Genomic DNA, 25085 nt, shown 5'->3' with positions numbered 1-25085 from the left:
TAGTGTAGTGAAGTAAACAATGGTTATGGGGATGTCTGCTTCTCGCACAAATCGAAATGATTCATACATCCAAACCAACGGGCTAACGATAGCCAATAGCATATTATAGTCGTCGTTCCCCGTAATATTTACAGTAATAACTAGACACGAGATTAGGACTAGCCAAAAACGAAAAGATTTCATTGCCTATACCTCCAAACCAATATTGTATCAATTTATTACCACGTACCAGCTTAGATTCTGGTCTTTATTAATGTAAGAGGAAAAGAACGCATGCAAAGTCAATTCGATCATTTTTGTTCATCAGGGATATCAAAAAAGAAATTTGTTGGATCAACTGTTTTTTGCCCTGGGTTTATCTCTTTCCCAGTATTGTCAATGAGATTGTAACTGATTTCTCCAACAGCGGTCATGAAATTAAAATGGGTTATTCGCCCTTGAATTGTAGGTTTCTGGCCGTCTTGTTCCACTAATTTATAAGGCAAAAAGGATAGACCACTGCTCTCCCTTTTGGTTGAGTCAAAACGTGCTGTCCATATTAATACACTACAATCGTTGCTGATTTTATAGTATGAAATAACATCCATCTCCTGAATAAAAAACGAATTTGATTTGCCTTCAGGAAAATAATAGTCTGTGTTCAGATTTTCATACCCTTTGGGTGTATATTCTTTTAAATTGCTAACTTTGGGAAGTTTGATTGCTGCTCCTCTGGATACATTAAGCTTATCCGAAGTATATTTGTTTTTTATTTCATTGTTTGCTTTCGCTACATAGGCCGTCTGAGATTTTGGATTCCAGGAGACATACGCATTGGATGAATCAGCAATGAATCGGAGAGGGACCATAATCCGTCCGTTTTTCAATGTAGTGACAACAGGCAAGGTTATATTTTTTGAACCAAGCGTTGCACTTTTCTGCCCAACTTTTAATAGTGTTTTTTCACCGTTACGATCTATTGTGACTGTCTTGGTGCTATTATTCCATGTGATGGATACACCAGGTAAACTTTGAACAGCATTTAATGGGACCATGGTAATCCCATGAGATTGGTAAGTTTCATCAGAGGATACAATTGAATTATTAACGATAATATGTGTCGAAGAAGCTTGTGCTGCTCCCGCACCTAAAGTAAGACCTAAAATAGATATGCAAGCTACTTTTGAGACAGAGCTCATATTCTATACCTCCACAATTTGAGTGACGCTGGATTCTTTCAGACTTTTCGATTTACGATATACTCCCGATATATGATTTGGATGGGATGTTGATGGTTGGATGAATCGTACCCGCAACCTAGGCAAGTTAATTAAAGAGTAGAGTAATGATCAAGTCGAACGAATTAAAGAACAGGATATTTTATCATGAGTGAGCCGTTTGCTACTATGTTTGTATTCGCAGGAAACAACGGAAGTGGTAAGGGAACAATGGGTTAACGTCGTTGATAGTTACTTGCAAAATAAAAATGCTGATCAAGAATAAACCGACAACTGTATGATTCAGTGAATCGGTTTATTCTGTATTTACATCGGATTGTGTCCACAATGTCAATTCGATGTGTATTGCACCTCAAAACGGAACCCGTCAGTAATAAACTGTTATTATTTTTCAACAGACTTTAGCAAGACGATGAACAGCATCCTGATCGTAGCGGCTTCTTCGGATTCTTTTTCTCTACACTTTTTTTACTGGACGTAACACTGCGTATCCGTATCCTTCTGGGAAATGCCGCTGATAATCTTGCTTTGTTTCCTCATCCCATTCATACCCCAGGCTGCTAGGGTCAAAGTTCCAAGCTTTCTCCTCCACCATTCTCATAACGTCTCCATTGTTTTTTAAATAATTGAAGGGTGGGTGGAAAAACACCAGGTAATCTGATTCGGGGATGTCCCGGCACCTCATTCCTGCGGGAATCTCTCCGGCGTAGTCAGCGGCAACCGGTATTCCATAGAGATATCCCTTCTGACCATCCTGATAGAACCAGCCCGCAGTTTGGCCCAATTGTTCGGGAAGCTTGAGATGAGACATGCTTTCCAATGTTCCGCAAATTTCATCACAATTGTGACCGTTTCTCCAGAAATCACCGTAGTTTCGAGAAGAGGTATCCCAGATTCCAATAAATTTGTGTGCTGGTATATGCTCGATTTTGACTTCAGCTTCTTGCAAATGATCCTTAACCATCTTATCCCGCTCCTTCAAATGGTAATGATAAGGAGAGAACACCTCAACGCGAATGGCTAACGGAATAGGTCGGGGCTCCTTCTGGTATACAGCCGGAGTTACCTCGAATGCTTTTACAAATGCCCGTGTAAAAGCCTCCTGTGAAGAAAACCCATACTTTATTGCAACATCGAGGATGCGGACATTGCCATCTCGGAGTTCTAGCGCGGCACGGCTAATCCGGCGCATCCACACATAATCCCTTAACGTTATTCCTGTAAGGGAATGAAACTGTTTTGTACAGTAGTAAGGGGAGTAGCCTAACTGATTGGACATTCTCAACAACGAAGGTGCTGAAGTAAGATTATTATCAATCCAATCGATCATAAGCTGAACCATTTCGTTCCATTCATACACGAGCGTTCCCTCCTTTCGACTCCATCTTAACAGCCGGAATGCAGGAATATTTGACTTGAGTTGCATGTGTTTTTTTCTCTTGTTCTGCTTTACTCCTCTACATAGCGGATATATGGGTGTTGAAAGTACCTTTGATCAGACACGAAATAATATTGTTTGCCTATAACCAGAGGAGGGATCGCGGACTTTGAGGAAATATATAATTCTTTATATCCACCTCCGTTAAAAGTATCTCTCTGTATGACCAAGTAATCATCTGTAGTTTTAACTAGCTTAGCGATTTCTGTCGAGTGATGACCTGAATAATAATAAATCCAGCTGAAAATTAGTGAAAAAAATATAATTTTTAAAATAGTTGCAGCCGTTTTATTTTTTGTAATCAACATTCGCACCAACCTCCCATAATCCATTCTTTCATTTGTAATAAAATATGTATGATTGGTTAGTTATTTATCCTGTTTATGTATATTGTAAGGTGTATGATCCGATGTTGAAAGTAACTTTTACACAAAAAGCCTATCTGCCATTCTTCCGGCAGATAGGCTTTTATAACATAAACGTCAACTTACTTTGTGTTTATACGCAGTCTGTGCCTCTTCATAGGATTGCACCGACGGCATAGCTTTATTGTCAATTATTTTTACGTTGGCGTGCGCGAGCCTCGCCGCCTTTGCGGCCTGCTTCTTCCCTACTCATTTTCCCGTCGCTATCACTTTGGTCTGAATTGCCACGGGCTTCGCCGCCCTTGCGTCCGATTTCCTGATAGAATTCCTTGTCATGGTTTTTGGAAGTGGCTTCGCCGCCTTTTTCACCAATTTCCTGGTAGAAGTCCTTGCCATGATTTTTGGAAGTGGCCTCGCCACCTTTTTCGCCAATCTCTTGGTAAAATTCTTTGTCGTGATTTTTAGCAGTAGCTTCTCCACCTAGACGTCCTGCTTCTTCGCGACTCATTTTGCCATTTTGGTTGTTGTTAGCCATGTTCAATCACTCCTCATCGAATTTTAGTAAAGCGGGTACGTGTATCTATTAACCTTTGTGTCAGGAATTAAACATGTCCCTTTTATTTTTCCAAATAGCAGATAACTGGGGATATTCACCTGATTAGTGTTCCCATGCTTCGGTGTGCAGTTGTTGCTGGCGGTTAAATAATGCCGGATAAATGAACAGGCTGAGCAGCACGCTGGTCAAAATAGCAGAGGTCATGGTGGTAAATACGATGAGCAATTGCAAACGCACAGCGGCAATCGGATTGGCACCTGCGATGATTTGTCCGGTCATCATGCCGGGAAGCTGGACAAGCCCCAGCGTTTTCTGCCCCTCAATGGTTGGAATCATACTGGAACGTATGCAATCCTTGAGTATAGGGAAGATGGCTTGTCTAGGCGTGCCGCCTAGTGCCAGAATGAGCATGATTTCAGGCTTGCGCAGCAGGACTTCCGACTTGAGCCGGGATACCAGCAGACTGGACAAAATCATGGAGCTGCCAATGATCATACCGCTAATCGGAATCATATATCGGGCTGTCGCCGGAATAATATGCAGGCCAATGAGGAATGTCTGTGTAACGATTTCCACACACAGCAAAGTCAGGAATGACTTCCACATGAGACCGGGGATAAATCGTCCTTTGCGCGCAACATTTTGTGAGGCTACGGTAATCATGAGCAGAATGAATAATACGATAAATCCGTAGCTTTGCATCCCAAAAATCAAATGCAATACATATCCAATCGCCAGCAGTTGAACCGACGCTCTGATCGTGGCGATGATCATGTCTCGGTCCAGACCGAGTTTGAAGGATTTGGACATGACGATGGCGATAAATACAAAACCGAGAGAGAGAATCAAGGCAACAATCGTCATACCCATTCTCCTGCTACAAACTTTCGGGTCTCACTATGCTGCGGAGCATTAAAAAACGTCTCCGTATCCGCTTGTTCTATCAGTCTTCCGTCGATCATTAGCCATGTTTCGTGGCCTACTCTGCGGGCTTGTTCCATATGATGCGTAATCCAGATCATCGTTGTTCCCTCTTCTTTGTTCATTTGCAGCAGCAGTTCCTCAACCTCTTTGACCGAGGCAGGGTCCAGTGCAGAAGTAATCTCATCCAGCAGTAAAATATCCGGGCGGTTCGCAAGCGTCCGCGCCAAGGCCAAGCGTTGTCTTTGTCCGCCAGACAGTTCCTGCGCCTTCTGTTCCAACAGATCGCGGGTGAGCCCTACGCGTTCCAACAGGCTGGCAGGGTCATCCAGAACTGTACCGTGCAGCCGTTCTACGGTTTGGAGATTGTACAGGACAGTTCCCTGAAGCATGGGGGCATCCTGAAAAACCAATGCGACTTTCCGTCTCAGTTCAGGGATCTCCCACTCCGATATAGGTTTGTCGAGGACACGGATTTCCCCTTCATCCGGTGTCATTAGGAGGTTACACAGTGAAAGCAACGTGCTTTTACCAGACCCCGATGGACCGACCAACGTGGTGATTTTGCCGGGGGAAACTTTTGCCGTAATCCCGTTCAGAACAGCACGTTGCCGTCCGGACCCGGTGAAATATTTGATGATGTGGTTGAATTCAATAGCTGGAAGTGGCTTGGGTTCCATAGTTATAGCTAGCTCCTTTGTAGGGGATCGAGGAAGGGATCAGATCCGTTCTATGATCTTATTTTTTTATTATATCAGTAATGACTGCTATGCTCTTCTGTAAAGATTCGATGCAGGTTGGCTGCGGTAAACGGCATTTTCTTTGTATAAACTAACAGGATTAGTTAAAATAGAATCTGGATCGATTCTGTATATGTATAAGGAACCGAATTACATAGAAATTCGATGAAAGGAGGCTGGATGATGTCGCCTAGAAACGGAGTAAAGCTGCAAGATATTCTGCGGGCTGCCGAGGACATTGCCAATGAACAAGGGATGGGGGATGTCACGCTCACCACGCTGGCGCAAAAGTTGCACATTCGCCCTCCGTCCTTGTATAACCACGTGGACGGATTGAACGGACTGCGCCAAGTACTGGCATTGCACAGTCTCGAACAGTTGGAGGAAGCTTTGATGAGCGCAGCAGTTGGTAGAGCGGGCGCAGATGCGCTAACCGCTATGGGGAAGGCGTATATGCGGTATGCTCGCGAGCGACCCGGTTTGTATGAAGCGATGCAGTATGCAACTGATCGAAATGATACCGAAATGAGGCAGGCTGCGGATCGCGTGGCCGAGCTGGTCATTACCGTCCTGTCCAGTGGTTATGGCTTTAAGGAAGAAGATTGCATTCATGCAGCGAGGGGATTCCGTAGCCTGCTTCATGGATTTGCCTCGCTTGAACAAAAGGGCGGGTTTGGTTTGCCTGTGGAGGTGGACCGGAGCATAGAGGTGATGATGGCTACCTTTTTGGCAGGTCTACGTGTGCAGCAAGAACGAGATGGTGAGCTGACCAAAGAAGTCTGATTTCAACCTGATGCAGCTAACATGATTGCGTCGCAGACCCGAAGGGTAAAATACATCTGTATAATGTAGATGAGAGACTCTGAATACAGGGGGGATATGAGTGAACGTACTGGTGATTGGCGCAAATGGAAAAGTAGGCAGACATCTTGTTCGTCTACTGGGGCAAAATAAATCGCATCGTGTAAAGGCGTTGATCCGCCATTCGGATCAGGCTGAAGCGCTTGAACGTTTGGGAGCAGAAACGGTGGTAGCTGACCTCGAAGGGACGGTTGGTGAAATTGCCGAAGCTATAAAAGGTAGCGATGCTATCGTATTCACGGCAGGCTCCGGTGGAAAAACAGGAGCGGATAAAACGCTGCTCATCGACCTGGATGGAGCAGTCAAGGCGATGGAAGCCGCCGAACAAGCAGGTATCCAACGCTTCGTTATGGTCAGCGCCCTACATGCGGAGAAACGGGAGCAGTGGCCCGAATCCATTAAACCGTATTATGTGGCGAAGCATTACGCTGACCGCCTGTTAGAAGCGAGCAACCTGGACTACACGATTCTTCGTCCGGGTGGCCTGACGGATGATGTGGGCACCGGCAAAGTTGCTACCGGTGAGGATTTCACCAGCCACACCATTTCCCGTGAAGATGTGGCGGCAGTGGTCATAGCAGTGCTGGAGGAACAGCAGACGTATCATCGTTCAATTAATCTGGTGTCTGGCAGTACGCCTATTGCTGAGGCAATCCGGCTGTAATTACGGATGAAGTTGTTGGATCCATTTCTTTTGGGAATGTTTCTTCAAAGCTGTCTTTTTTCTCGTATAAGTTGTACCAAGTTTCTGCAATGATATCTGGATCTCCTGACATCTCGATATCACCATTCCCAAGACTGGGCAAAGGGAGCGTGCAGGAAGATTCGTATCTAAGACTAATTTTTGCTTTGAGAGGCATCCACGGAGGCAGAGTTCCGGGGATGCTTTTTTGCTGTTTTTCTCAGTGTGATCGTCCCCGTAGTAGTCCCAAGCTCCAACTCCGGCTGAATAGCAGCAAAAACAGTTGCTTAAAACTAATTATATTAATTATAATACTAATATGATTAGTTTGTGATGAAGACAAGGAGATGAGCTGAAATGCGTATTGTTCAGGTACAGCATCTGTATCAATTGACGTTTATGCCCCGGCTGTTCCCGGTGAACTGTTATTTGGTGGAGGAGAAAGAGGGGCTCACCTTAGTAGATGCCGGATTGCCATACAGTACCCGTGGTATAGAGCAGGCTGCGGCGCGGATCGGGCAGCCGATTATTCGAATTGTACTTACCCATGCCCATGGGGATCATGTGGGTGCGTTGGATAAGCTGAAGGCAAGGTATCCTGACGCGCAAGTATTCATTTCAAGGCGTGACGCACCGCTGCTACAGGGCGATGTATCGTTGGAGGCAGGGGAACCGGATACTCTAATTCGGGGCGATGTACCGAAGCATATCCTTACCCAGCCTGACGTTTTACTGGAGGATGGGGATCATGTAGGTTCGCTGTTGGCGATCAGCGCACCAGGACATACGCCGGGTTCGATGGCATTTTTGGATACTCGTACCCGAGCGTTAATTGCAGGCGACGCCATTCAGACCCGAGGAGGTATAGCGGTATCGGGAAGGCTTAAACCGCTGTTTCCTTTTCCGGCACTGGCTACCTGGAACAAGGAAATTTCGCTGAAAAGCGCCAAAAAGCTGGCGAGTTTCGATCCATCTTTATTAGCTGTCGGTCACGGCAACATGCTGAAGCATCCACAATCTCAGCTGGAAAGGGCGATTATGGAGATGGAACGACAATCTTCAGTGTGATGATTCCGTATTCAGCCAACATTCAGCCAGAACTCACAAAGTCCTAAGCTAAGGCAGATACAATATGGGAAAATAGAAACAGAGAGAGGTGCATCGGATTTGAACGTTTGGAAAGCGAACGGTCTGAAATATATACTTCTATTTAGTCTCATATTGTGTGCTGTCGTTAGTGTCGTTTCGTTATGGAGTTATTCAGGTAGCTCCGCGTCCCAGTCTGCGGCTGTTAGACAGGGCCCATCCGGCGGGTTTGGGGGAGGAGGCGGACCTGGCGGAGGTATGAGGGGGCTGGATTCGGTGAATAGCGCTGACAGCAAGGACCAGGGGACGACAGGCCAAACTACCGACTTCTCCACTGAGGGGACATCAACATCGGGTGACCAAGGTACAATGGCTGGAACGGATACGTCTGCATCGGACAGCAGTGGTGCCGCCAGAGACGGTCAGCACAGAGGCCCCGGAGGCATGTCTGGTAACGGATCTGGCATGGGCGGTCCTGGCGGTGGTATGAGTGGTGGAAGAAGTGGGAATTCTTCATTTGCTTATGCTACTCCGCTGGCGATTTTCGCCGCTTTGTTCTTCGGTGCGTTCGTGTTTATCGCGTACCGGTTTCGGGCTCGTGTATGGAAGCTCGGGGAACGTAATCGAGGACTGATGCTGTGGACTGTGCTGGGTGTGGGTTTCTTTTTAAGAATGGCGATCGCCCCATGGATTTCGGGTCACATGGATTTAATGCTATTCCAGAACTGGGCTACGACAGCAGCGGATAGCTTATCGGGCTTTTACACGAACGGATCAAGTGATTATCCTCCGTTCTATATTTATATTTTATATGTGATCGGTCAAATCGGCTCTACGGATGCTTTCGGTCCCTATATGTCCGTACTGCTGCGGCTTCCCAATATATTAGCCGATATCGTGACAGCGTACATGCTGTACCGGTTGGCAAGCAAACGGGTCGGCTATGGAATAAGCCTTGGATTAGCTATATTTTACGTGTTTAACCCAGCTGTATTTATCAATTCGACCTTCTGGGGGCAGGTAGATTCTTTCTTTACTATGCTGATTGTGGGCATGATTGTGCTGCTTGTGGAAAACCGGGTCGGCTGGTCAGCCGTATTGTTTACGTTAGCCGTATTGATGAAGCCGCAGGGAATTATTTATGGGCCTGTTCTATTCTTTGAGCTGCTGAGACAACGTAAAATACAGCCTTGGCTGTTGTCCATGGGCGGTGTCGTTGTGACGACCATTCTGGTTATATTGCCATTTTCGTGGGGGCAGGAACCGTTATGGCTACTTGACCTATACAAGGGAACGGTCGGCGAGTATCCGTATGCTTCGGTGAACGCGTATAACTTTTTTGCACTGATCGGAGGCAATTATACGCAGGACACTACAACGCTGTTCCTGTTTAGTTACCATACATGGGGTATGATCTGCATTGTGCTGGTGACTCTGTTCACGTGGTGGATGTATATCCGTAGTCGCAAACCACAATTTGCAGCGGCAGCTGCACTGGTACTCATTGCAGGTGTATTTACCTTCGCTTCCAGCATGCATGAAAGGTATTTGTTCCCTGCGGCGGCGTTAGCTGTACTGGCGTATCTGTATTTGCGAGACCGCAGATTTTTATGGCTTGCAGGTGGATTCAGTCTTACGATTTTCCTGAATACCTTTGATATCTTCTATAGCTCCAATTCTCGGGATCAATACGATATTATTTTGTGTGTGACATCATTGTTGAATGTGTTGTTGTTTGGGTATTTGGTCAAAGTAGTGTGGGATTGCTCCCAATCGACCACGATTGAGACTGCTCCTTCCACAGACGGAGTTTCGCCAGAACTTCCTTCAGCGCGGCCTGCATGGGGAGCGTCTTCCCAAGGCGTGAACACGACAATTGATCGTTAGTGGAGTATAAAACATGGTAAAAACCGCCTTTTAACGAAATGGAAGTGGTTGATAGAACAACTGCAATCCATAAGTTAAAGAAGCGGTTTTTTATTGTCCTCATGCCAGAGTAACCTGGTGTATATATGTCTCAATCCATATATTCATTCAGTTTCTGTACATCGCAGATGGTAATCTCTCTTGTACCCTTACTATGAATAATCCCCAACTGTTCAAATTTTCCAAATTTACGGCTGATGGTTTCGCGGGTGACACCCACATAATTAGCCATTTCTTCGCGTGAAAGGGGGAGATTTATTTTAATATTGGAGCCATCCGGCTTGCCGTATTTATGTCCAAGCTCAAGAATCATATAGGCGATACGGATTTCCGGGTCTTTGGTAGCTAGGCTTTGAGCCAGATTTTCGGTATGTGCCAAGCGTTTAGTAATGGTTTTGAGCAGCTTCAAAGAGATATCGGGATTGTTGCGGATCAACTGCTCCATATCATCCTTGGTGAGCATACAAATATCAGTATCTTTTAAGGCATACGCACTAAAGTTACTCAGCTCATCGCTGTTAAATATGTTCAACTCGCCAAAAAAATCGCCAGTTGTTAGAATGTGCAGGATTTGCTCCTTACCCTGAGGCGTCATCTTCAGCAGCTTGACATGCCCGCTTTTAATAATGTACAGCGTATCGGATGCTTGTTCCTCGATAATTAGGGCCTCACCCTTCTGATATTTTCGGTGTCGGATCATGGAGCTGACCTTACACAAATCTTCGCAGGACAAAGAGGAAAAGATAGGTACTTTGCGGGCACAGGGCTCCTTTTCGCACTGGCAGGGGCAGGACATCTCATTCACATTCATTCACTCCATTCATAAACCGGAAACTACAGGTTATAGTGCATGGTTGTTATTCTGTATCATCTATTGGGGCAAAATGACTTTGATCCTCACCGCAGACTGGACAAACCCAGTCTTCTGGAAGATCCTCAAACGCTGTACCGGGCATAACGTCTTCATCGGGGTCGCCGATAGCAGGATCATAAATGTATCCACAGGGCTGACATACATATTTTTTCATCTCTAGTTCTCCTTGTCATTTAAAATTTTTGTGAGCTCTGGTGCATCCGGTTTGAGTCCCTGCATGATGGCTGTTTTGTATGGTAGTGAAGCAAGGGCATCCCCAAAGCCAATCACGCCGCAGATAGAGCCGTCTTGTATGAACATACGTGTATAAGAAGCTTGACTTTTAGTAATCAGGCTGGTGTCGCAGACTCGTTCATCTACTAGACCGATGGAAAAGAGAGGGGATTCGTAGCAGTTCGACAGGGTTACAGGGAGGGGACGCTGATAGCTGACGGATGCGCCCGCCATATTGGCGCCTGCTATTTTTCCTTGCTCCATTGCGCTTTCCCATAACCCATCTACTCTACCCTGAAATTCGGCTGCATCACCTGCTGCATAGATATTGGTGGCGCTGGTCTCCATCTGCGCATTCACCAGAATGCCTTGTCCAATACCAAGGTCGATTTGGCGAGCAAGCTCCGTATTAGGTACAATTCCGATAGAGTACACGACATGCTCGCAGGGGATAACAGAGCCGTCCTGTAGTTCCACACCTTCTACGTGATCTGTGCCTTTAATACGTTGTACGCCTTGCCCAAGGTGTACCTGAGTACCCCGTTCGGTTATACGATCGGTCAAAATAGCAGAGGCTTTTTCATCTAGCTGGCGGGGCATAAGCCGATGCGAAGCTTCCAGTATGATTACAGAATACCCTGCTTGCTGGAAGGACCAGGCGGTTTCCACGCCTTGAATACCGCCGCCGATGATGCATATCCGGTCTCCCTGTCGCAATTCCGCTTTAAGGCTATCTGCATCTTGTCGAAAACGGATATTGTGAACGTTCCTTAGAGAAGCCCCCTCTAGCACAAGCTTACGGTTGTGAGCTCCTGTACACAGTAGCAGCTTGTCATAAGCAACGGTTTGTCCATTTATGGTTTGGATAGTACGATCCTCAGGCTGTATCTCGGTTATCTTGATGCCGGAATACACATGAATTCGTTGATTGGCAAACCATTTTTCCTTTTTGATCAGGATTTTGTCGCTGTGCAAATCAGTGAACAGTCCCTTGGAAAGTTTGACTCTGTTGTACGGAAAGGATGCTTCCTCTCCATAAATAGATATTTCAGCCAGCTCATCATGATCTCTAATCGCCTTTGCTGCGTTGACGGCGGCGACACTGCCTCCGATAATAACGTAATGTTGGTTACCCATTCAGTATCTCTCCTATTCGCTATATGCTACTGTGTTTTAAATAACACTAAGCAGTAGATCTGAGACAAATTCAGCGGCATTTTTAATTTTTTTCACTTTTTCAACATCTGTAGGAGAGAAACGAATACGTACCGGGAATTCCACATGGGTCATACCTGTTGATTTGATTACATCTGAAGTACTTTGGACCTTCATATTGGTACCGTTCAAGTAATCCTGCACGACTTCAATAGCTTCCCCGCTCCAACCGTAGGAACCAAAGGCAGCAGCCAGCTTGCCTTCCAGATTCATCTTTTGCATTTGTTGCAATAGGTCTTCCAATTTGCCCGTCATATCAGCATATTTAGTAGAGCTACCGACGAAAACAGCATCCGCTGAGGCAATACTATTCAATATTTCCGTTTCATCGGCTTTATCCACGTCCCATAGCTCCACCTTGATTTGGTTCTCCAAAAAGCAATCTTTCAGAATGTTTGCCATTTTTTTAGTGTTATTTTTTAGGGTGGCATAAACAATCGCTACTTTTTTATCCTCCTTGGTTTCGGTACTCATAGAGGCGTACAAATCGATAAACTTGGCAATATCATGCCGGATTGCGAAGCCGTGGGAAGGTGCAATCATCTCAATATCCAGATCGGCAACAGCTTCGATTAATGTGCGCACATATCTGCGATGTGGATGAATAATAGCCTGATAGTATCCGACAAAGTCCTCGGTGATATCAAAACCAGCCTCGTCGGCAAATAGATGCTCTACAGCCACGTGTGTACTGAAAATATCGCAAGGGAACAAGATTTTATCTTCTATGCAGTACGTAATCATGGTTTCTTCCGTATGCAGGTAAGGTGTTTCTTTGAACAGCAGCGTTTTGCCTCCAATGTCCAGTTGATCTCCATCCTTGATGACGAGGAAGTTGCGATGCTGAAGCTTGTACATTTGTTGAATTTCCGGAACGGCAATCTCAGTGCAGACGATCGTAGCGTTTGTTGCCTTGGAGGCGAGTGCCGCCAATCCACCCGAGTGATCTGGTTCCGTGTGATTGACGATAATATATTGAATATCCAATGGATCGATCAATTCGGCAACAGCCTCTGCAAATTCTCTACCGAACGCCATATCTACGGTATCTACAATGGTCGGTTTTCCGGTTTTCAATAGATATGCATTATAGGTTGTGCCCTTAGATAGTAGAAGACGATGAAAGGGAACCTCACGATTATCAATTTTTCCTACCCAATAAATATCCTTTGCCAGTTGGAATCCTGGTTTCATAGGAACAACCTCCTGCTTGTTTTTGTTTGTCTAACACAATTTGATTCTAGTTGGATGTGTCGATGAAAAAGATGATTGAAATCAAATTTTTAAATATTTCAAAAGTATTTTTGACTTTAGGATTTTGCAAAATCCTCCTTAAATTTAGTTTTGTGATTGCAATCACAAGGCGAGCGAAATAATCCAATACAATAAAGGTATAAATCCATCTTAAGCAATTTAATTCCAAACAGGAGCGTGAACCAATATGAAAAAATCAAACCTCATTCAATTTCAGGAATATAAGGAAGCAGCCTTTACAAAACGAATTGTGCATAAGGAAGCCGACAATGTAATTTTTATTCTCAACTTTACTCCTAATGCCGAGCTGCCAACACATAATCACCCGGGAGCGAATGTATATTTGCTTGTTCTTGAAGGCAGCGGTACTGTAACTGTGAACGGCGAAGCAACGGAAGTTGTCCAAGGGGATATCATTCATGTTACAGGCGATGAACACTTTTCCTATCGTGGCGGTTCAGAGACGAATTCCAGTCTGCATGTAGTGTTGACCCAAACGCCAAGTGAAAGCTATGCACAAAACATATAAAAGAGAACATAGCAGCAAGATGCTCATATAAAAAAAAGAAAATGGTTATTTTTTTTACACTCGTATTGATAATGAATATCATTATCAAATTTTGAGAAGAGGTGTTAATGGCCAATGCAGACAGTAGATTACAATCAGGTGCCAGGGCACTGGGTATTAGCAAGTCTCGGTAAGCGCGTGCTTAGGCCCGGAGGGTTAAAAACGACACGTTGGATGATAGAGGGACTTGACGTAACCGGGCAGGATGAGGTCATTGAGTTTGCCCCCGGATTGGGTATAACTGCCCAAATCACACTACAGCTTAATCCCCGCCGTTATATTGCGATTGAACAGAATGAGAAGGCGGCCTCTATCGTAAAAACGTATGCAAGCGGAGCAAACCGGGAAGTCATTATTGCCGATGCTGAACAAGTTCCGTTGCCGGATGCCTCTGCGACGGTGGTATATGGGGAAGCCATGCTGACGATGCACACAAGGGCCAAGAAAGCGCAGATTATTTCGGAAGCCAGGCGGCTTTTGAAAGTAGGCGGGAAGTTTGCTATCCATGAGATGTGCCTTGCTCCTAGCCATATTGAGCCTGCGCTCAGAAAGCAAATTTACAAGGACTTGGCTGTAGCCATGCGAGTTAACGCGACACCGTTGACGGTGTCAGAGTGGGAACAGTTGCTGAAAGAGGAAGGCTTTAAGGTCGTTAAAATCTATACGGTTCCCATGCACTTATTGCATCTGCCACGTATCATTCAGGACGAGGGCTGGTTGAGACTTGGAAAAATCACCTTTAACCTTATGCGTAACCATGCTGCCCGGACAAGGGTTATGGGTATGCGCAAGCAGTTTGTAAAGTACGCCGACCATCTGCAAGCGGTCAGTATCATCGCTGAGCGATAGCCTGAATTCACGAATAAGAGAATAATAAAGCTTTTTACGCAATAGCAAAAAAAGGAGACGACCCCCCATTCAGGGATTCGTCTCCTTTTTGTATATTTGCTGCTTGGCTTGGCTGCTGGTGTGCGCATGCTTTGCACCCCTCTATTTGTCATATCATAGGTGTGGTGAAAATTTCCAATCCCTGATGTTTTTACATTATCATAGTGACTAAGATCGTTGGAATAGTTAACTAAAATAATAAAATAGGCGTACATCAAAAGGAGGAAGCGTGTTATGAAGCTGCATCGAGCCATTGTGGTAGATGATGAAACCTTTACTCGTAAAGGGCTGCTTCAACTCATGGATTGGCAAGCCTGTGGTTTTGAAATCGTAGGAGAAGCTGATAACGGTGAGGATGCGCTGGAGCTAATCAGCCGTATTCACCCGGACCTGGTCATTACCGATATTCGTATGCCTGTGCTCGACGGATTAGAGCTGATTCGATCTGTGCTCGAACAGAGTACAGAACATCCCGCGTTTATTATCTTAAGCGGCTATAGTGATTTCGCTTATGCGCAGCAGGCAATCCGCTATGGGGTTCATGATTTTATGCTTAAGCCGATTGATGAGGGTGACTTTTCGGCTACATTGCGCAAGCTGAGTGAGAGACTGCATCGTGAACAACAGAATGCGCAACGATATCAGAATCACCATGCAGGTGGGTTGTTAGAGACTGTGATGATGAACCCAGTGGATGATGTAGTGGTGACACAGTGGGAGCAGCAACTACGGCTTGAGGAGGCCACTTCTATGTACTATGTACTCGTCGAGCTGAATGACCAACATCCCTGGCGCTCTGGTGACAATAATATTATGCTATCGCTTTTCCAATTCAGGGAGCTTATAGAGCAAGCACTTCATCGTTTAATGGATGGCAAGTACCCTCTCTATGTCCATGAGCATCGCAACCGGATTGGTCTTATCGTACCGGACTTCTTTTTGAACTATTTTGAAGGCAAGGTCGAAGTCTTTATGAAAGCGCTACAACAGGAGATAGAGGGGATGAAGTCACTAAAAGACCAGCTGGGAAGTCGGGTTTTCATTTATGCAGGAAAGCCTGTGAATCGGTTGCAGGATATCCAGCAGTCCTATGCCTGTGCGAAGGAAGCAGTGCTCCATAAATACATTTATGACCATAGCGGTATTGTTGTATATCTACAGGAGGGAATGCCACCACTCCACTATAAGACCATACATCAGGACGTACTGGATCGCATGACGGAACAAGTCGAGGAACTGCGGTTGGAGGAGCTGCGTGTGGCCGTGGATTATTTATTTAGCAGCTTTCGGGAGGAGTGTTATGCACCTGAGGCTGTGAAAATGAGTTTGCATCAATGCGTACTTAGTATCGTTCGGGTCATTCAAAACATGCAGGGAGATGAGCGCTCACTTCGGTCACTAGAACCGATGATGAACTGGCAGGACATGAACCTGTCCCTGGGTGAACTACAGCGATTGTTTACAGCTTTTGCAGAGGAAAGTGGAAGGTATATTGGGGTTCTGCGCAAGGATTGTCAGCAGGGAGGCATCCAGCACATCCGTGCTTACATTGAGCAGCATGCCGCCGAGAATATAAGCCTGAAAAGTATTGCGGCTCGCTTTTACATGAACCCGGTGTACCTCGGTCAATTGTTCAGAAAAACGTATGGTGTGTACTTTAACGAATTTTTGCTGAAATTGCGCGTTCAGGAGGCAAAACGTTTGTTGCGGCAGACGGATCTGCGGATTTATGAAATTGCGGAGCGCGTGGGCTTTGGCAGTTCAGACTATTTTGTTACCCAGTTTGAAAAGACGGCGCACGCTACGCCTAGTGAATACCGCAACAGCCTGAGTATTGGCGACGAGCCAGAGAGGGCCGGCGAATGAAGATGCTGAGGACGACTCTTGATCATGTGCGATTGCGGGATAAAATGCTGCTGCTTTATTTTCTGTGTGTTTTCGCGCCTGTAGTGTTGACCAATCTGGTTTTTTACCATGTTACCTCACAAAATGTGAAAGAACAGCGTATTCAGGATATTTCGCGTGCACTGGAACAGATTAAAATTGAATTTTACCGTGAATTTGAAGATGCGATGGAAATCTCGTCTATCTTTTATACCGATCATCAGCTCAATGAGGTGTTGGAACAAACATATCCCCACCCTGCTGATTATATTGCTGCCTATGACTCTTATTTACGTCGTATCTTGAACAATAATTACAGTCCTGTATACCATTCCGTAGGTGGAATTACGATCTACACCGATAATTCAACGCTGCTGGATTCCGGGGGAGTCAGTTTTATAGATGAGAGGGTCAGAAGCTTGCCCTGGTATACCAAAATCCCGCCTGGACGCCAGTCCAAGCCTATATTTGTACGTACCGATGACAGTACAGGCGAACAGCTGCACCCTTTCAGCCTGATTCGGCGGATGAACTACTTTTATTCCCAAAATGGTCGTGAAAAAATACTGAAAATAGAACTGCGAATGTCGTCCATTCGTGAGATTTTCAACAACCTGAATTTGCAGGGAAGTCTCTTTCTGCTGAACGAACGAGGGGAAATCGAATATACAACGGATCCCAAAGTTGCTATAAACCACAAAAGTGTGGCCTATAGCACCCTCAAGCTGCCCGAGGACACGATGGAGTTCAAGACGAATTATGTGCTTACGAGCAATCTGAACGGCTGGAGCATTGTGGCAGCGGTATCCAGAGATGAAATGCTGTATGAAATGCAGGAATCCCGCAACTTTGTGCTCTTGTTAACCTGTGTAAATATGCTGTTACCTACATTAATTATTATCTGGATTACACGTTCGCTGAACGTGAGGATTCATCGTATTTTAAAGCACATGAAAAAGGTGAAAAACCAGCATTTTGAGCTGATTCCCGGTACAGAGTCGCGAGATGAAATCGGGCAATTAACAGGTGAGTTTAACCGGATGACGCTGAAAATAAAGCGACTGATTAACGATGTGTATATGGCTGATATTCAACGAAAAAATCTGGAAATTCAGCGCAGACATGCCCAGTTGAATGCACTTCACAGCCAGATCAACCCCCATTTCCTCTTCAATGCGCTGGAGACGATTCGCATGAGGAGCTTGATGAAGCATGAGGATGAGACAGCGCACATTATTCATAACATGGCACGGATATTCCGCAATTCGCTGGTGTGGAACAAGGATCGGGTTACTTTGCGGGAGGAGCTGGAGCTGATCCGTTGTTTTCTGGAAATCCAGCAATATCGCTTTGGTGAGCGAATACAGTACGAAGTGCAGGCGCGCTCTGAAGACTTGGACAATCTGCTTCCCAAAATGGTCGCGCTGACACTGGTTGAAAATGCAAGTATCCACGGCATTGAGCCGCTAAAGCATGGGGGACGCATTGAGATTCATTTTGAGCATGAGGAAGGACAACTGATTCTAACGGTTCGAGATGATGGGGTGGGCATGTCTGAGGAACAGGTACAACGTTTATATGGTTACATGCAAAGGCAGGAAGAAATGGGTGAGCGTATAGGTCTGCAAAATGTCATCTATCGTCTTAAACTTTACTACGGGAGCCGCTTTGAGCTTGCCATACGCAGTGCCCCCGGCGTGGGTACGGAGATACGAATTAGGATTCCTGCGGATCGGGAGTGAGGTGGAGAGCGGTACCTATTTTGCTTTGAAGGACCTTTACCTATAGTTTCCTAAGTAACACCTTTAGATTGGCAGGTGAACGAAATGGACGGCATTTTATAAAATGAAAGTGCTTACAATTTAGGGTGTGCGGGATTCCCAGTGCTTGCGGTACGTCCGCACGATATTCACACACAATCGACAAAAGAGGGCGAAAGGGGAAGGTCTGGCATGACAAGCAAAAGGTTCGGAATCATCGGTCTGGTAATGGTTATGATGGCATCTATGATCACTGCTTGCTCAGGGAGCTCGGGCAAGGAGCCAGCGTCAGGAGATAGCAAGGAGAAAGTCACATTCACGTATTTTAATGCCACTGCGGGCAGGGACATTAATACCAATGAAACGCGGATCGGCAAGATCCTGGAGGATCAGACGGGGGTAAACTGGAAGCTGGAGCATTTGGTGGGTGATTCCAATACGAAGATCGGTACATTTATTGCCAGTAACGATTTCCCGGATGTGATAGTACCGGATGGCACGATCGATAAGCTGCTGGATGCCGGGGCTTTTATTCCCCTGAATGATTTGATCGACAAATACGGACCGAATATTAAGCGTGTATATGGACCGTACTACAACTTGATGAAGGCGGAGGATGGGAACATTTATTTTCTTCCGCTCAGTGCGGTGGTAGGCGATTATTTACCTGCGCCTAACTTGGAGCAAGGAGCCTTTTGGGTGCAACGCAGGGTATTAAAAGAAGCGGGATTTCCAAAAATCAAAACACTTGACGAGTATTTAGCCCTGATTCGTAACTATGCGAAAAAACATGCAGATGAGGGCTTGACTGGGTACCTGGCGTTAACCACGCAGGATAGGTTTTATGCTCTTACGAACGCGCCGATGCATCTGGCAGGCTATCCGAATGATGGCGGCACGATTATTGATATGAAGACACACCGGGCCACGGATTATGGAGATATGGAAATCACAAAGCGGTATCTGAAAGAGCTAAATCAGCTCAATGTAGAGGGCCTATTTGATAAATCGTCCTTTGTGGACAATTACGATCAATATTTGGCGAAGCTGACTTCGGGTAAGGTGCTGGGCTTTTTTGACTACCGCTGGCAGGCGGGGCAGGCCCTGAATAATCTGCAAGAGGCTGCCAAGCAATCGGGCAATGATGATATGGAGTATATAGGGCTGCCTATTGTATACGACCAGAATATAAAGGATCAGTACATTGATCCGTCGTCATTCGTTAATAACCGAGGCATAGGAATTACGGTCAGTGCCAAGGACCCGGTACGTATCATCAAATTTTTTGACAACCTGCTGACGGACGAAAACCAGATATTATCCAACTGGGGAATCAAGGGGGAAACCTATGATGTAGATAAAAAAGGACGCTTTTACCGGACTGAGGAGCAAATTAAGCAGACTGGTCAGGACGCGTTCCGCGAATCATTCGGGTTCAAATATTTTGAATATAGTTGGCCGCGATACGGTAGCGGTTCTACCCTGCCTGACGGTAACTCGGTTGGCCCCGGACGGCAGCCTGAGGTTGCGCGTATGTCCTACACCGAGGGAGATAAAAAGCTACTAAAAGTCTATGGTGTAGAGTCCTTCTCGCAAATGTTTTCCGCACCTGACGAGCGCCCATGGTATCCGGCCTGGAGTATTCCGATTGCTCAAGGCTCAACTGCGCAGCTCTTCCAGCAAAAGAAGGGGGACCTACAGCGCAAATATTTCCCGCGTTTGGTGCTGTCTGCACCGGAACAGTTTGATGCGATTTGGAATGAATACACTACTGAGTTCAACAAGCTGGATGTAAAGGCGTATGAGGAGTTGATCACGAAGGAGGTTGCCAAAAAAATCGAAAATCCCGGTAAAAAATAAAGGAGGAAGCAGCTATGGGCCACTCGTCACCACCACCTGTCACGATCTCCCCGGATCATTTTCCGCCCTCGCGGCGAACCGGCTTTAGGGGATTTATGCACAAGCTGAATCAGCAACGGGCACTAGTATGGATGTCCGTCCCTTTTTTAATCTGGCTGTTCATCTTCAAGTATTTGCCCATCTGGGGCTGGACGATTGCCTTTCAGGATTTTAAGCCTGCCCGCAAGTTGCTCGATCAGCAATGGGTTGGATTAAAGCATTTCCATTTTCTGTTTCAGGATGAACACTTTCTGCGGGTCATGCGCAATACGCTGGCGATGAGCTTTATTAATTTGGTGTTGGGCTTTGTCACCGCTATAACACTAGCAATTTTGCTGAATGAGCTTCGTCAGCTCGTATTTAAGCGGGTGGTACAGACGATCAGCTATCTACCGCATTTTATTTCGTGGGTGGTCGCGGCCAGCATCATTAGTACGGCGCTATCTGCGGATGACGGCATCATCAATGAGGTGCTGATGTGGCTGGGATTGATTAAGGAGCCTATTCTGTGGCTGGGCGAAGGAAGCTATTTCTGGGGCATTCTCGGTGCATCGGAGGTATGGAAAAATGTCGGCTGGAATACCATCATTTATTTGGCCGCGATGACGATGATTGATCCCTCGCAGTATGAAGCGGCTGAGATGGATGGAGCAGGGCGTTTTCAGCGGATTTGGCATGTGACATTACCCGGATTGAAGCCTGTATTTATCATCCTGCTCATTATGAACATCGGCAATCTGCTGGAATCCGGCTTTGAGCCGCAATACTTACTGGGCAACGGTATGAACGTGGATTACTCGGAGAATCTGGATATTTTTGTGCTGAAATATGGTATCCAGATGGGTAATTTCTCGCTTTCCATTGCTGCCGGGATGTTCAAAACGGTGGTCAGCTTCATCTTACTGTTTAGCGCCAATCATATTGCGAAGCGGTTAGGGGAGGAGAGATTGTTCTAAAAAAAGAGTGAGTTTCTGGGGAGGGCTCGTTGTCGCTTCGCGTGCGGATTGTTCTTCCGATCGCTGTTATCCCCGTATTTTCTTATTGGAATAAAGATCATAGGTTAAAATCCGGGGATAAAGGCGAACGCTCCGCTTCTTCAGAACAATTCCGCCCGCTCCGCTGCTACCCGCCGTAAAGTCACTTTTTTGAGAACTGAGGGTAGTGGCAAGGGGGGAGCTTAGGGAAGGCGCGTGACTCGCGCTTCCATGGGTAAATGCGCCATGATGGTTGGCTCAGCTTCGCTTTCGCTTGTTTTTAGGACTGCTAGTGGTGGTGATAACAGAAGGTGCGAGCTCATCCATACTACGGGTGCAGGTCAGTGGATTTTTAACAGGCCGCTTCGCTGACCTCATTAACTGCTTGAAAAATAACTTTTCTAATAACAACTGACATTAACAAAATAATTGACACAAACTACAACTCATATCACAGCACCAACAACGGCTCCAATATCAATGATCCTACCCATCGTATGGATTACATGCCTGGGTGCTTAAGCTATTTTTTAGAAAGGAGCGGAAGTCATGGGTAAAGGAAAGGCCGTACACGGGCGATTTCGGGCCCCCTCGGATCGGATTTTTGATGCGTGCAATACTCTGTTTATGCTCTGCCTGATGGTGTTCACGCTGTATCCGTTCTTGAATACGCTGGCGGTTTCGTTGAATGAAGCGAATGATTCGATACGGGGCGGGATTTATTTGTGGCCACGTGAATTCACGTGGAGTAATTATGAATTTGTGTTCAAGGAAGCAACGATTTTCCATGCTACGCTGATTTCTGTATTACGTACGGTTGCGGGCACGGTGACTTCGGTGTTTTGCTGCGCGATGGTGGCGTACACGATCAGCCGGCCGGAATATGTGCTGCGTAAATTTGTTTCGATTGCTTTTATTTTAACGATGTATTTTAGCGGTGGACTGATTCCGAACTTTCTCCTGATTCGTGAGCTTGGGATGCTGGGGACTTTCTGGGTGTATGTTGTGCCGGGATTGATTGGGGTGTTTAATGTGATTGTTATTCGCTCCTTTATTGAGGGATTGCCGGAAGGGATTTTGGAGTCGGCGCGTATTGACGGGGCTGGGGAGTTTTCCACTTTTATGCGCATCGTTTTACCGCTGTGTGTTCCCGTGCTAGCTACGGTGTCGCTGTTTACAGCAGTCGCGCAATGGAATTCCTGGTTCGATGTGTTTTTGTACAATTCGTCATATGAACAATGGAGCACTCTTCAATATGAGTTGATGAAAATACTGCAAAATTCCAACACGTCTGTTAACACTCAGGACTATGCGAGCCAATTCGCTGGTTCGGAAAATCTAGCGAAGTCGGTCACGCCTACCTCAATTCGGGCCACGATGACGATTGTCGCTTCAGTGCCTATTATTTTAGTTTATCCCTTTTTGCAAAAATACTTTGTGAAGGGTATGACCTTGGGCGGTGTCAAAGGATAGTAAATGAAAACCAATGGTGCCAAATACCAATTCCAAAAAATCGGAGTACGGGAGGGATCGCTTTGCGGTCATGTTGGGTTAAGCCTTTTTGTCTGGTACTGGCTGGAGCGCTGTTGTTATCGCCTGTCGGTTGGTGGGGGGCGTCTGTACTAAAGGCAGCTCCGTCTATAGAACATTCCCCGCCCGTTTCGGATACGGTGCTGTCAGCGGGTAATATCCATAAGACCATTGGAACGTATGGATTTGAGCAAGGAAACAGCGACGGCTGGAAACCCCGGGGAACTTATACCCAAATTGCATCCGTCACGGAAGCAGCATATGGCGGCACGCACAGTCTGAAGGCAACCGCCCGCACAGCGGCTTGGAACGGGGCGGAGCTGGATGTGAAGTCGCTATTGCAGCCGGATGTAGAGTATGAAATTAGTGGCTATGTGAAGCTAGATGGTCATTCTGCGGTTCCGAGCATGGTTAAACTTACAGTGGAGCAGCAGCCGACAGACGGGACTACGACATGGAAGACGGTAGCGCAGACGGAGACGGCGGATACATCGTGGATTAAACTTCAGGGGAAATATACTTTTACCGGGGGGATGGATGCATTGAAGCTGTATGTGGAAAGCTCGAATCCCGCGCAGGCCTACTATGTGGATGAGGTAGAAATAACACAGGTATCGAAGACGCCAACGGAGCCGGCCCATGGTATCGTATCCGGGTTTGAAGAGGGTACGGCTCAAGGATGGGTGTCCCGTATGGGAGCCGAGACCGTGCAGGTTTCGGATGCCGATGCACGAAGCGGCTCATACAGTCTGCTGACAACAGGCAGACAAAAGACATATGCCGGACCGAAGCTGGATGTGACTGCTACGATGCAAAAGGGCAGCCGATATACGGTCAGTGCCTGGGTGAAGCTGGCGCCGGGTGAGCAGCCTGCCAAGGTGAGGCTCAGCGTGCAGCGTGATCACCAAGGGAATAGTTCGTATGAAACTGTTGTAGGCGACACGGCTACTACGACAGGGGGATGGATGCATTTATCTGGTACGTATACGCTCGCGCATGATGCAGACACTGTTTCTATGTATTTGGAAACGGCAGAAGGAACGTCTTCCTTTTATATGGATGATTTCGAACTGTCACTTGTACCACCACTGGCTATTGAAAAGGACATTCCTTCTTTGCATGGATTATATGGGGGACAGTTCAGCATCGGCACGGCGATTGAAGCTTTTCAGACCGAAGGGGCTTACGGAGAGTTGGTACAGAAGCATTTTAACAGCGTCGTTGCAGGGAATGCGATGAAGCCAATCTCCTTACAACCGTCCGAGGGACAGTTCCATTGGGAGGAAGCAGACCAAATTGTGCAGTTTGCTAGACAGCACGGACTAGAGATTCGCTTCCATACCTTGGTGTGGCATAACCAAACTGGGGATTGGATGTTCAAGGATAAGAATGGACAGCCGATGACACCGACTGCTGAAAATAAAAAGCTTTTGCTGGATCGGCTGGAGACGCATATTCGCGCTGTTGCAGCGCGGTATAAAAATGTCATCACCGATTGGGATGTGGTGAATGAGGTCATTGATCCTGATCAGCCGGATGGCATGCGCCGCAGCAAGTGGTATCAGATTACCGGTACGGATTATATTGAAAAAGCATTCCGTGTCACGAGGGAAGCGGCGGGCCCGAACGCACGACTATTCATTAACGATTACAACACGCATGAGCTGAAGAAACGGGATTTTCTGTACAATTTGGTACGTGATCTGCTCGCTAAAGGTGTACCGATTGACGGGGTAGGCCACCAATCGCATATCCGCCTAGAGTTTCCCGCTATTAGCGAGATTGAGCAGTCCATCGAAAAGTTTGCTTCGCTTGGTCTGGATAATCAGATTACCGAGCTGGATATGGGTCTTTATTCCAATGACACAGATCGCTATGAAACGATTCCAGAATCTATGCTGATCCGGCAGGCTCACCGCTATCGGGCGCTGTTCGATATGTTTTCAAGGCAGCAGGATCATATCAGCAATGTGACGATTTGGGGTACGGATGATGGAAATACGTGGCTCAGCACGTTTCCAATAGCCCGGCTGGATAAGCCGCTATTATTCGACGAACAGTTAAAGGCCAAATATGCCTATTGGGCACTTGCTGATTCGTCCAAAGTCCCGCCGTTGCCAGCAGGGAATAACGAATAAATGGTTTGAATACATGCCGGCCTTTGTTATCTCACCTGAACGCAATGGCGGTTTTACGGAAGTATGGATTGGCATGTATGCTGTATCGAACGTCCG

General features: G+C 46.3%; 22 protein-coding genes. 12 read left to right on the top strand and 10 right to left on the bottom strand.

Annotated elements, in window-relative coordinates; genetic code table 11:
• Positions 1-290: 290 nt before the first annotated feature.
• The 6 genes from MKX46_RS14325 to MKX46_RS14300 all read right to left on the bottom strand — a co-directional run bounded on the left by MKX46_RS14325 (position 291) and on the right by MKX46_RS14300 (position 5177).
• Complete coding sequence (locus MKX46_RS14325; protein ID WP_341071379.1) at positions 291-1178, bottom strand: copper amine oxidase N-terminal domain-containing protein; 888 nt, start codon at positions 1176-1178, stop codon at positions 291-293.
• A gap of 496 nt (positions 1179-1674) precedes the next feature.
• Positions 1675-2577, bottom strand: coding sequence for an AraC family transcriptional regulator (locus MKX46_RS14320; RefSeq protein ID WP_029518728.1), 903 nt, complete (start codon positions 2575-2577; stop codon positions 1675-1677).
• A gap of 89 nt (positions 2578-2666) precedes the next feature.
• On the bottom strand, positions 2667-2963 hold the full coding sequence (locus MKX46_RS14315) for a hypothetical protein (RefSeq protein ID WP_029518727.1): 297 nt from the start codon (positions 2961-2963) through the stop codon (positions 2667-2669).
• 244 nt (positions 2964-3207) lie between these two features.
• Positions 3208-3555: a KGG domain-containing protein gene (locus MKX46_RS14310; RefSeq protein WP_029518726.1), complete on the bottom strand. Its 348-nt coding sequence runs from the start codon at positions 3553-3555 to the stop codon at positions 3208-3210.
• Positions 3556-3678: 123 nt separating this feature from the next.
• Complete coding sequence (locus tag MKX46_RS14305; protein WP_165145758.1) at positions 3679-4440, bottom strand: ABC transporter permease; 762 nt, start codon at positions 4438-4440, stop codon at positions 3679-3681.
• Positions 4437-5177 (bottom strand): ABC transporter ATP-binding protein, encoded by a 741-nt coding sequence (locus MKX46_RS14300; protein ID WP_029518724.1) that lies wholly within the window; start codon positions 5175-5177, stop codon positions 4437-4439. Before MKX46_RS14300 ends, MKX46_RS14305 begins: the two co-directional genes overlap by 4 nt.
• Before the next feature lie 243 nt (positions 5178-5420).
• Here MKX46_RS14300 and MKX46_RS14295 point away from each other — a divergent pair, with 243 nt between their 5' ends.
• From MKX46_RS14295 to MKX46_RS14280, 4 genes are all read left to right on the top strand, one after another.
• Positions 5421-6020 (top strand): TetR/AcrR family transcriptional regulator, encoded by a 600-nt coding sequence (locus MKX46_RS14295; RefSeq protein ID WP_165145764.1) that lies wholly within the window; start codon positions 5421-5423, stop codon positions 6018-6020.
• A 100-nt stretch (positions 6021-6120) separates the two neighbouring features.
• Entirely contained in the window at positions 6121-6762 is a 642-nt protein-coding gene (locus MKX46_RS14290; RefSeq protein WP_165145767.1) for an SDR family oxidoreductase, read from the top strand.
• A gap of 375 nt (positions 6763-7137) precedes the next feature.
• Positions 7138-7848 (top strand): MBL fold metallo-hydrolase, encoded by a 711-nt coding sequence (locus MKX46_RS14285; RefSeq protein WP_165145770.1) that lies wholly within the window; start codon positions 7138-7140, stop codon positions 7846-7848.
• Between the two features lie 99 nt (positions 7849-7947).
• Positions 7948-9753, top strand: a complete 1806-nt coding sequence (locus MKX46_RS14280; RefSeq protein WP_341071378.1) for a glycosyltransferase 87 family protein — start codon at positions 7948-7950, stop codon at positions 9751-9753.
• Positions 9754-9883: 130 nt separating this feature from the next.
• On the opposite strand, the gene MKX46_RS14275 is transcribed toward MKX46_RS14280, so the two are convergent.
• The 4 genes from MKX46_RS14275 to MKX46_RS14260 all read right to left on the bottom strand — a co-directional run bounded on the left by MKX46_RS14275 (position 9884) and on the right by MKX46_RS14260 (position 13288).
• Positions 9884-10588 (bottom strand): Crp/Fnr family transcriptional regulator, encoded by a 705-nt coding sequence (locus MKX46_RS14275; protein WP_029518719.1) that lies wholly within the window; start codon positions 10586-10588, stop codon positions 9884-9886.
• Positions 10589-10649: 61 nt separating this feature from the next.
• Positions 10650-10820 carry a rubredoxin gene (gene rd, locus MKX46_RS14270; protein WP_007432984.1) on the bottom strand — a complete coding sequence of 57 codons (171 nt, stop codon included), beginning with the start codon at positions 10818-10820 and terminating at the stop codon, positions 10650-10652.
• Positions 10821-10822: 2 nt separating this feature from the next.
• Positions 10823-12016: an NAD(P)/FAD-dependent oxidoreductase gene (locus MKX46_RS14265; RefSeq protein ID WP_069012220.1), complete on the bottom strand. Its 1194-nt coding sequence runs from the start codon at positions 12014-12016 to the stop codon at positions 10823-10825.
• A 36-nt stretch (positions 12017-12052) separates the two neighbouring features.
• Positions 12053-13288 carry an FprA family A-type flavoprotein gene (locus MKX46_RS14260; protein ID WP_039271834.1) on the bottom strand — a complete coding sequence of 412 codons (1236 nt, stop codon included), beginning with the start codon at positions 13286-13288 and terminating at the stop codon, positions 12053-12055.
• Between the two features lie 247 nt (positions 13289-13535).
• Between MKX46_RS14260 and MKX46_RS14255 the strand changes: the two genes are divergently transcribed.
• The 8 genes from MKX46_RS14255 (at position 13536) to MKX46_RS14220 (ending at position 24989) form a co-directional block, all read left to right on the top strand.
• A complete protein-coding gene (locus MKX46_RS14255) occupies positions 13536-13877 on the top strand; it encodes a cupin domain-containing protein (protein WP_069012219.1) in 342 nt (113 codons plus the stop codon).
• Between the two features lie 114 nt (positions 13878-13991).
• A complete protein-coding gene (locus tag MKX46_RS14250) occupies positions 13992-14765 on the top strand; it encodes a class I SAM-dependent methyltransferase (RefSeq protein WP_029518715.1) in 774 nt (257 codons plus the stop codon).
• 273 nt (positions 14766-15038) lie between these two features.
• Complete coding sequence (locus MKX46_RS14245) at positions 15039-16670, top strand: response regulator (RefSeq protein ID WP_341071377.1); 1632 nt, start codon at positions 15039-15041, stop codon at positions 16668-16670.
• Entirely contained in the window at positions 16667-18430 is a 1764-nt protein-coding gene (locus MKX46_RS14240; protein WP_029518713.1) for a sensor histidine kinase, read from the top strand. Before MKX46_RS14245 ends, MKX46_RS14240 begins: the two co-directional genes overlap by 4 nt.
• Positions 18431-18640: 210 nt before the next feature.
• Positions 18641-20308, top strand: coding sequence for an ABC transporter substrate-binding protein (locus MKX46_RS14235; RefSeq protein ID WP_029518712.1), 1668 nt, complete (start codon positions 18641-18643; stop codon positions 20306-20308).
• Between the two features lie 14 nt (positions 20309-20322).
• On the top strand, positions 20323-21303 hold the full coding sequence (locus MKX46_RS14230) for an ABC transporter permease (protein ID WP_340886774.1): 981 nt from the start codon (positions 20323-20325) through the stop codon (positions 21301-21303).
• Positions 21304-21870: 567 nt separating this feature from the next.
• Positions 21871-22794, top strand: a complete 924-nt coding sequence (locus MKX46_RS14225) for a carbohydrate ABC transporter permease (RefSeq protein WP_341071376.1) — start codon at positions 21871-21873, stop codon at positions 22792-22794.
• A 62-nt stretch (positions 22795-22856) separates the two neighbouring features.
• On the top strand, positions 22857-24989 hold the full coding sequence (locus MKX46_RS14220) for an endo-1,4-beta-xylanase (protein WP_341071375.1): 2133 nt from the start codon (positions 22857-22859) through the stop codon (positions 24987-24989).
• Positions 24990-25085 lie beyond the last annotated feature (96 nt).

Source organism: Paenibacillus sp. FSL P4-0113 (assembly GCF_038009305.1).
Classification (GTDB): Bacteria; Bacillota; Bacilli; order Paenibacillales; family Paenibacillaceae; genus Paenibacillus; species Paenibacillus polymyxa_D.
This window is presented reverse-complemented; position numbering and strand designations above follow the sequence as displayed.